The 9,219-nt window shown below is 56.8% G+C and carries 6 protein-coding genes and 2 pseudogenes; 4 read left to right on the top strand and 4 right to left on the bottom strand.

Annotated elements, in window-relative coordinates; translation table 11 throughout:
• Nucleotides 1-463 precede the first annotated feature (463 nt).
• A complete protein-coding gene (locus tag H281_RS0133985; RefSeq protein ID WP_020071580.1) occupies nt 464-1,972 on the bottom strand; it encodes a hypothetical protein in 1,509 nt (502 codons plus the stop codon).
• 141 nt (nt 1,973-2,113) lie between these two features.
• Between H281_RS0133985 and H281_RS35290 the strand changes: the two are divergent.
• Nucleotides 2,114-2,902, top strand: a pseudogene (locus H281_RS35290) (DUF6680 family protein).
• Nucleotides 2,903-3,114: 212 nt separating this feature from the next.
• Here the strand turns inward: H281_RS35290 and H281_RS0133995 are convergent.
• Nucleotides 3,115-4,566, bottom strand: coding sequence for an IS1182 family transposase (locus tag H281_RS0133995; protein WP_020071583.1), 1,452 nt, complete (start codon nt 4,564-4,566; stop codon nt 3,115-3,117).
• An 89-nt stretch (nt 4,567-4,655) separates the two neighbouring features.
• Here H281_RS0133995 and H281_RS0134000 point away from each other — a divergent pair, with 89 nt between their 5' ends.
• The 3 genes and pseudogenes from H281_RS0134000 to H281_RS37445 all read left to right on the top strand — a co-directional run.
• The gene (locus H281_RS0134000; RefSeq protein ID WP_241077944.1) at nt 4,656-5,153 is read left to right on the top strand and encodes a VOC family protein; all 498 of its coding nucleotides are present in this window, start codon (nt 4,656-4,658) and stop codon (nt 5,151-5,153) included.
• Between the two features lie 898 nt (nt 5,154-6,051).
• Entirely contained in the window at nt 6,052-6,399 is a 348-nt protein-coding gene (locus H281_RS37100) for a hypothetical protein (RefSeq protein WP_164701980.1), read from the top strand.
• Nucleotides 6,400-6,768: 369 nt separating this feature from the next.
• Nucleotides 6,769-7,176: pseudogene (locus tag H281_RS37445) on the top strand (glutathione S-transferase family protein); the annotation flags it as partial.
• Nucleotides 7,177-7,266: 90 nt separating this feature from the next.
• Here H281_RS37445 and H281_RS37450 read toward each other — a convergent pair.
• Together H281_RS37450 and H281_RS0134020 are read right to left on the bottom strand one after the other, a co-directional pair.
• Nucleotides 7,267-7,968: a DJ-1/PfpI family protein gene (locus H281_RS37450; protein ID WP_020071586.1), complete on the bottom strand. Its 702-nt coding sequence runs from the start codon at nt 7,966-7,968 to the stop codon at nt 7,267-7,269.
• 318 nt (nt 7,969-8,286) lie between these two features.
• A partial coding sequence (locus H281_RS0134020; RefSeq protein WP_020071587.1) for a LysR family transcriptional regulator occupies nt 8,287-9,219 on the bottom strand: 933 nt, incomplete at its 5' end.

Consider the following 9,219-nt stretch of genomic DNA (forward strand, 5'->3'; position numbering starts at 1 on the left):
CATTCCCTAAGCAATCAGCTTTACACAGGGCGATACGCCAAAAGGTTGCGCAGGAAATCGTACGTGATGACAAGCCAGGTAGGACCGGGACTCGCCAAGCCTGAATGATAGGTCGAGCGTCAAGCTCGTCAGTTGAATGAGGTGCGAGTCAGCGGATTTCATAGGGGCCCGCAGCGGCAGTACCAGCTGCAACAAGGCCGGATATAGATCTGCAAGCCAGCCTGTCTGCCACAACACACGATAACTTGCTCAAACGGGACGCGTTCATATAGACCCATCATGACGATTCACTCCCGTCGTTTGATGCCTTCCAGGATACCTAACATTCCGCATCGCCGCCGACTTTTTCAACAGAATCGACCCGAAGCCGTCATTCGGATCTCTGCGACAGCAACGTCCGTTCTCAAGGGCGTGCTGTCGTTCAACAGCTAGCCTGAGTAGTTAAGCCGGTGCCACGACCGGCTCAACCTTCGTTACGATCATCTTGAATTGGGTCAGACAGTCTCCTTAATGGGCGCCCTATGGTGTAGTAGTCGTAATACTGATTACTTCCATTTCCAATCGCGAGCAGGATGCGGTTCATCATCACGTGAAGAACCTTGTTCTCTCTAACGAGCCGACTTCCCTTTTCGGGGGATACGCCACCGCCATGCGCTGCGCGATTTCGGTTTACCCAAACGTCGTTTTCAAGAGCATCGATCTTCAAACCAAGGGCTCTAAAAAGTTTCTCCATCACTATGCCTTGGGGCGCGTAATTTATGTTCTGCGCCTTACCGGTGAGCAACCGTTTTTCAGCTTCCGTTAGATCGGTTGCGGAGATCAAAGCAGATATCTTCTTGGATAAATCTTTCCAAGATTTTTCGTCAGCCACAATTTTGTATTGGCCTTCAGATCCGGAGGCTTTAAAGAATGCCTTCTGCAATGATTCTATTGCCGCTCCAAAATGCGCTGCGGCCATGTGTACCGGTGCAGCGAGGGCATGCCAATAGCTCCAGAAAACGCTTTGAAGGCGGTAGGCATCGTAAATTCTATACAGGGAAGAAGCCATGCGTTCGAGCAGTTCCGGGGTAATTTCGTGCTCGAATCTGGTGCCTAGAGGTGCAGGCTGCCATGCATTCAGATTAGCTGCTTCCTCGACTAACGCATGCCCGCTCCTCGCGGTGAACGATACAGGATTCCACTCGGCATCGAAGGTGGTGTCACCGAGATAGACTAGAAAATTGCCAAGGCAAAACGACAGGCAATCTCTAATCTTCGCCCTTGTGGGTTCATCCGGCGTGCCCCTGTACAAAATAAACCCTGGTTTCAAAATATACTCGGGCTTTGCCTTCGAGACTCCAATGAACAGTTCAAAACCTTCGATGAACAAATGAACACATGAGCGACTCGAACCTGGGGAGTGGATGGGAACCGACATAACGATTTCCCCCTTTTGACTTTTAAGCGTCCTCCGTTTCTCGCCGGTTCGCTCCACCTTGTCAAAATCCGGCCAGATGAATGGGCCGGACATGTTCTCGACCCATTCGATAATGTATTGGGCATCGCCAGAATCCTCGCGCACCCAATGCAAGGAGTGTATCGACGAGCGCTCATGCGTCGTACCCGTGCTGGCGTCACGCCCGAACGTCTGAGTATGGGTGCGAGGGATGACGCCACATGCGGTTGCCCGCGTGCCGAAGTGACTCTGAAATTGCACCTCCGCTGTAGCGATGTAGACAGTCCCCGCCTTCGGTGGGACCGCATTAGATTTGCTACCGGGGGCGGAGGTTGTCTCAAGGATAAGATCAAGTGCCTTATCTCGGATGATGGAAAATTCCGTCACAGGCCCACGCAAGGGGCCCTGGTCGCTGACAACGAAACCGCCGTCTGTCATCGCGCTCTCAAAAAACTCCCAGTCCCAACAGTCCATCGCTACCTCGTGTTTGAATGTCGGCCTTTCCTCTTGTTGGTGCTCGACACGACCGTTGCGCATTGTAGGCTCCGTGCCCACATAACAGGTATCCCTGCTCCGCGCTGATCGACGCAAAGCGACTTTTTCACTGCCTCCGCGCGTTGCCCCACCCCTGATAGACTTTCGCTCTGGGCAGGTCTACAAGGGGGCAACATGTGGCAGATGGACGCGAAAGATTGGGTGACGGTTGGAGCCACTGTTGTTGGACCGATCCTCGCGGTGCAGGCGCAGAAGTGGGTCGAACGCGCGCGGTCTACGAGTCAACGGCGCGACTGGATCTTCACTACCCTTATGGGGACGCGCCAAGCCCGAGTCTCGTTCGACCACGTCCGCGCACTAAACATGATCGACCTAGGCTACTACGGCACCCGCATTCCTGTATTCGGTTGGGTGTGGCGCAACAAGCACGAAAAATAGGTCTTGACGGCATGGCATGACTATCACACCCATCTATCCCTTCCAGCGGACGGGCGCCGCCCGCAAAACGACGCTGAGCAGCGCGACTGGATTGGCCGTGGTGATGAGTTGTTCACGAATCTCCTAGATCGACTTGCGGCGGCGAATAACTTCCGGTTTGAGCGTGCTCAGCTTAGGGGCGGCAGCTATTCTCCGGAAGCGCACGGCATTGTCGAGATGGAACAGCAGTCGGTGCGCCGGTTGGCTATCGAGGTACTGGACGGCAGAAAACCGCTGCCGATGGAGTTCAAGGCGTGGCCCGTCGACGCCGCCGCCGCCGAGCAGCAGCGCAACACGCAGGCCGAGCTGGTCCAGGCACAGACAGAGCTGGTTCAGAACCAGAGGGAAATAATGGGCGACTTTAAGCAGATCCTGGAAAGGCTAACGGACCGAGCTGTCGGTCTTCCCGTGGCAGCGCTCGGTGTACCAGCCGCCCATGACCCGGCTTCCGTCGCACGCCAAAAGGGGGCTGCTGGCCCCAATCATGGTAGCTAGACTGGCAGGCAGAGATCCTCTGTCTGGCCGAAGCGGACGCTCATATGTCCGCATGGCCGCGCAGGTGAGCGGCTGCTTCTGGCCGAGGCCGTGTAAAAACGCGCGAGCCGGCGGTCTGTCGAGCGACCGGTGAGGCCGCGCCTTCGCAGCTTCCTGTTGTCTACGACCGAACTGATTGCGCCACGCCATCGCAAGCATAGGCAGGTATGAGATTACGCGCCTGCGAGCTTCATCGCTCGCAGTGTCTTTGCAAATCCGAGGATCTTCATGACGCGTTTGAGGTTGTACGCCAGCACATGCAAGCTCATTTCAGTCGAGACGTTCCCAAGCCTGCGCATCTGGAAGTGGGTTGAACCCATCCAGTGCTTCAGCGTGCCGAACACGTGTTCGACCGTTCGTCGCCGTATTGTCATCGCGTCAAGCTGACGATCCAGTCTGCGTTGCATTCTGTCGAGTACCGCTTCGTGTTCCCATCGGCGAATGCGCCGATACGGCGCCGGTGTGCACTGCTTTCTGAGTGGACAATGTGGGCAGGCACTGCTCCAGTAGGTCCGCAGTTTCAGCAGATTGGCAATCTCCAACGAGGTGTAGCGGTATATCGCGCGTTGCTCCGCCGGACAGAGATACTGATCTTCTCTGGCAATGTAAATGAAGTCGGCCCGGTCGAAGCGGCCGTCAGCCTTTGCACCGGAGGTTTGTGATTTGGGCACCAGTGCCGCAATGCCCGCGTCGTCGCATGCCTTGATCTCTGGTGCGCTGAAATATCCACGGTCTGCCAGTGCCTTGATTTTCTTCTTGCCCATCGCGTCGCGTGCCGCTTTGGCCATCGGGCTCAACTGTGTCCGGTCGTTGCCGACATTCGTGACTTCGTGGCTAACGATGAGATGGTGCCGGGCATCGACAGCGACCTGAACGTTATAGCCAACCACGCCTGTACCCTTGGCTTGGGAGATCATCGAGCGTGAGTCCGGGTCGGTCAGTGAGATCTGCTTTTCCGGCAGATCGTTCAGGAGTTCCGCTGCGCGTTTCAGATCGCGCATCTGTTCACGCAACGTCTCGATCTTCTCCCGTAGGCGTTCAGTCTTCGCTTCTACCTCGGCCGGCTGGGTGCGATCGGCGGTCTCCAGCGCGTCCAGATAACGCTGGATGCTTTGCTCGATCTGCTCCTGACGCCGTGCGATCTTGTTGGGCGTGAAGTTGTTGTCGCGGCTGTTGACCGCCTTGAACTTGCTACCGTCGATGGCAACGACCGCTTGTGTGAACAGCTTCAGGTCACGGCATATCATCACGAAGCGACGGCACACGTTGCGAATGCCTTCGCCATTGCTTCGCCTGAACTCGGCAATCGTCTTGAAGTCCGGCGCAAGCCGGCCGGTCAGCCACATCAATTCGACATTGCGCTGGCACTCCCGCTCCAGGCGTCGGCTAGACTGCACGCGATTGAGATAGCCGTAGATATAGATCTTGAGCAATACGGCCGGGTGGTAAGAAGGTCGCCCGGTGCTTGCCGGCGTGGTGCCTTCGAATCTGAGGGATGCCAGTTCGAGTTCTTCGACGAATGCGTCAACAATTCGCACAGGGTTGTCTTCAGCGATGAAGTCATCGAGACACTCCGGCAATAGTGTGGTCTGACTGCGATGCGCACCCTCGACAAATCGCCCCATCTGCGCCTCTCGTTTCAGCAGGTTGATTTAGTCTAGGTGATCACGCGCGTTTTTACACGGCCTCGGCCGAACGCGGTCAGTCGAAATTCGTGCCACAATTCTTCGAATCTGTATTGAAAATAGAGCTAAAGATGACAGATAGCGCGGGCGTAATGGCAGTCGACCATACGGGTTTTTCGGTTTCTTCACTTGAAGAGGCAATTCGTTTCTGGACCGAAGCGATGGGCTTCGATCTTTCCCGTCAAGGTGAAATCGGAGGAGCGTTTCTGCGTGAGGCGACGGGTATTGATGATCCGAAATGTCGAATGGCAATAGTGACGGCCCCGAACGGTTATCCTATTGAACTCCTTGAGTATTCGACCCGTCTAAAGCTCGGCCGTGCGCCCCGAAACGCGGGCGCAATTGGCGCAGCGCACCTCGCTGTCACGGTCTCAGACATCCGAGCGGCTATCGTACGGGTAGAGACGGCAGGCTGGCAGGTAAATGGTTCGCCCCAACCGATCCCTGCGGGCCCTCGCGCGGGGACCATGGTTGCATACGTCTCCGGCCCAGATGGCATCACCATCGAATTGATGCAGCCTACTTGATAAGTTCGCACCCAACGCGAAATCATTTAGGTCGACAACCAAAAGGTCGAGAACGGTCCGGCAGAAATTGGCGAGCGTGGGGCTATGGCGTAGGCCGTCGCGCAAAGGCTTATCTGGCAGGAAGGAGATACTGGTGCATCACGGGAGAATGGGCCGCAGACGATCCGGCGGCTGTTGCGGGTTCAGTCATGGGGAGATGTAAAGTTGCTTTGACCGCAGCAAGTGTATCAGTGCGCTGCTGTTTACTCGCCCGATCTGCCGTTCTCGGCCAGGGGCGGCCGTTCGACAAGAGTGCGTGAATCGCCGACAATCCGAGCAATCAGCCTAATTTTTAATGCCGATAACAAAGGCGGGCCATCCTGCGGGCCGTCAATAAAACACTCTCGAAAATGCTGTTCAACAAAAGACCTGAGTTTCGACGCCGACTGCCGAGTCCCTATCGCGACGGGAGTGTCAATCGTGCGACCACTTTGTTCTCGTGGCTAGGTCGGGGAATATTCGGTCTCCTGAGTATTGTCCTGATACTCGCCACAGCGGCGGCAGGGCCTGGAGTGGACCTGCCAACATCGAAGAAAGGATGGGTCGCATTAGCTGCCATCATCGGTGGTGGCGTCCTTATTTGTATAGTTGTAGTTCACTGGATGCACACCCCGGTTACTCTGCGAAGATAATGACGTGCGCATGAGGGCTCGCCTCGGATCGGGATATTGCTTTCGCATAAAGGCGCTTGCGAGGGGTGCTGGGGCTCATGAGGCCGAGTGCGGCCAACTGCAGTCATTCGACACCGGGGCTTAAATCGTCGACACTTGGTGCCGGGTGTCCGTTATATCTCCTCCATGCATCTGAGGGCGACTATCGACACGCGATGGTGCGTTATCGGTATTACTGTGTTCACATCATGTTTGATAGAGAGAAAGCGAGCGCTTGTCTGGAAGCAGCGCTGACGGAACACGAAGACGTTTTCGTTCCACTGAATCGTGAACCCGAAGCTTACTTTGATGAACTCGCGGCCGACATCCGCGCATGCGTTTGTGAACCGTTCCTGCTTTCGGCCAAGGTGGAAGAGCCGGCATTCCCGTGGGCGGATGTCGGCGAGCAGATTTCTGGATATTGCGTTGCGCGAAGAGATGGCTATTGGCTTGTCTACCAGACTACCGAACGACGTTTCCTTTGCTTTTGGGGAGCAGGCGAAAATCTTGGCGCACACGGCGTATACGGCTCTCCGCTGTACTGTTGGTCAGCCTGACCGGCGACCAGAAACGGGAGAACAACCGCCTGGAGAATTGGGCCGGAGCCAGTAGCTATCCGGCTCCGTGCGGCCATGAAGCGACGTTCGACGCTCCGGCCGAGATCGCCAACAATATGGCAGCATGCCGAGCGGAATGGCAGTGCCGAAAATTGCGGGTCCCACGGTCCATTGACGTGATCTATCGTTTTCGCGCCCTCTCATGCGCGACTGGAGCGATCGTGTGACGACAACCGAAATGGTGAAGCTGTATGGAGCCGCATGGAGTGTGTACGTGCGGATCGCTCGGCTGGCTCTGGAAGAGAAGCAGATCAAATACAGCTTGGTTGAGGTAGATGTATTCGCAGAACTGGTGTTCCACAGGAGCACTTGCAGCGTCACCCGTTCGGTCGCATTCCGGCCTTCCAGCATGACGATTTCCATCTTTACGAGACGGGCGCGATCGTTCGCTATAGCGACGACGCTTTTCCCAGATGCACGCTGCAGCCGACAAGTCCGAAAACTCGCGCCAAGGTAAACCAGATTGTCGGAATACTGGATGCCTATGCGTATCGAACGCTTGTTTGGGACATATACGTTGAGCGCGTGGTTTCAGCTCGCCAAGGCCGGTTAGCAAATGAGCAGACGATCGCCGCCGCCTTGCCGCGTGCCGCTTTATGCTTATCTGAGCTGACCCGGCTGTCCGACGACAAGGGGTTTCTGATCGGCGGTAGTGTGACACTTGCCGATCTATACGCCGCTCCAATCTTCGCGTACTTCATGCGGGCTCCTGAAGCCGTTTCATTGATGGAAGGATGCGAAAAACTGATCTACTGGTGGCAACGATTCGCCATTCGCGACAGCATGTGCCGGCTTCGCGATTCAGGCTTACTCCAGCGCCTTCGCAAGGTATTCTGCCGCGCGCTTCGTAGCAGACCTGCGCTGTTCGATAAAAAAGGAATTTCTCTGGCGGATTGCTTCAGTCAGTGCTGGCGGAGCAGTGCGCGGTGATCCCGCTTGATACGGCGGGGCGGGATCGTACTCCATCTGAAGCTGGATTTCCTGAGCGACTTGATGACCTACGAGATCTGCTACGACGGTCAGGGCGAAGTCGATGCCAGATGTCACGCCCGCGCCAGTGATCCGGTTGCGGTCCCGCACAACGCGCTCATTTACGGGTTCAACGCCGAGCAAACCCAACTGGTCGATCGAGGACCAGTGGCAGGTTGCCCGGTAGCCGGAGAGTAGGCCCGCTGCTGCCAGAATCAGTGATCCAGTGCAGACCGACGTAACCAGTTTGCAATGGGCAGCAGCCGTCCGGAGGAACTGCAACGTAATTTCATCTTCCATGAGTGCGATCTGGCCCGGGCCGCCTGGAACGCAGATCACGTCTAACTCAGGACAGGCCCCGAATGTCGTGGTGGGCAAGATCCTCAGTCCCCGGTCGGACGATACGGGGTCGAGAGTTTTCCAAAGCAGATGTATTTCGGCACCGGGCATCCGTCCAAACACCTCCGCCGGCCCCGTCAGATCAAGTTGGGTCAGTTCGGGAAAGAGGACGAGACCAATTCGGATTTTTTCACCAATCACGATCATCTCCAGTGGGTTTCGCACCCATTGTAACGACCACGCGTGTCCAGGATCGCTTGCGAGCGCCAAGCCGCATGCTTGTTCGGATGCGGTCCGCAATTAGCGCACCCATCCTCCAGTGCTTGTGTCAACGAGAGCCAAGTATCGCTCGCCACCGACCGCCGCTCTCGCGTGATGCAAACGGCATGGGACAGTGATCGGCCATCAGCGGACGTTCGACATCGCCGCGTGTACTGCCCACAATCAGCGATGAAGACGCCAACCGGATCTGTGATTGGAGACGTCGAAGCCAGTTGTTCGACAGATTTTGATGACGCCTTATGCGCGGATGCCGGAATTACGTCGGACGGCCGGGTCAGCACCGAACCGCTCAACTACAAACTCAATAAAACCACGAAGCTTCGGCGATCTCTGTCGTTCCTGCAGATAGAGAAGACTCATCGACCGTTCGGGCGCGGCAAAGTCTGGCAAGATCTCGATCAGACGCTTGTCGCGAATGTCCTCTCGTATCAACATGGAAGGGAGCAGCGCGATACCTAGTCCTCTCAATGCTGCCCGGCGCAAGGCTTCGGCATTGTCGATTTTCAATCTGCCATCCACGGGGACGCTGACCGGACCATCCGGTCCCTGCAGCGTCCAACCCGGTCGCGCCGCATGCCATTCGGATCGCGGCGGGTATGCATAGGTGAGGCATTGGTGGTCGGCAAGCGCTTGCGGCGTGGTCGGCGCTCCGTTTACGTCGACATAGCCGGGCGACGCGCATAGCACAAGCCGATACGGAGCAAGAGGACGCGCCACCGCGTCCGGGTTGGCCAGAGCGCCGATGCGGATTGCAGCCTCAAAGCCCTCGTCGAACAGATCCGCGAGCGCGTCGGTGGCGACGATATCCAGCTTGATCTCGGGGTAGCGTTCGTAATAGTCCGCAAGCGCGGGAATCAGGCATTCGTTTGTGAACACCACGGGCGCAGTGACGCGCAAGCGTCCTCGTGGCTTCGCGAGGTGGTCGAGGGCCAGCCGCTCGGTGTCGTCGATCAGGTCGAGTATCTCAATGCATCGTTCGTAACAGACCTGTCCAAACGCGCTGATTTTCTGTCGGCGGGTCGTGCGGTGAATGAGTTGCGTGCCGAACCGATTTTCCAACGCCTGAAGGTAGTTGCCGACCATGGTTGGCGACAGGTCGCATGCCTCCGCCGCCCCCGTCAGGCTGCCAGTTTCCACGACACGTGCGAAGACGGTCATCGCCTTGAGAAG

Origin of the sequence: Paraburkholderia caledonica, from assembly GCF_000383275.1 — a bacterium.
Lineage (GTDB): Bacteria > Pseudomonadota > Gammaproteobacteria > Burkholderiales > Burkholderiaceae > Paraburkholderia > Paraburkholderia caledonica.

What these genes read in the sequence shown, in the direction of transcription:
- H281_RS37100 (WP_164701980.1), top strand. Translation starts at nt 6,052, where the DNA reads ATGTTTGATAGAGAGAAAGCGAGCGCTTGTCTGGAAGCAGCGCTGACG.
- H281_RS0133985 (WP_020071580.1), bottom strand. Translation starts at nt 1,972, where the DNA reads ATGCGCAACGGTCGTGTCGAGCACCAACAAGAGGAAAGGCCGACATTC.
- H281_RS0133995 (WP_020071583.1), bottom strand. Translation starts at nt 4,566, where the DNA reads ATGGGGCGATTTGTCGAGGGTGCGCATCGCAGTCAGACCACACTATTG.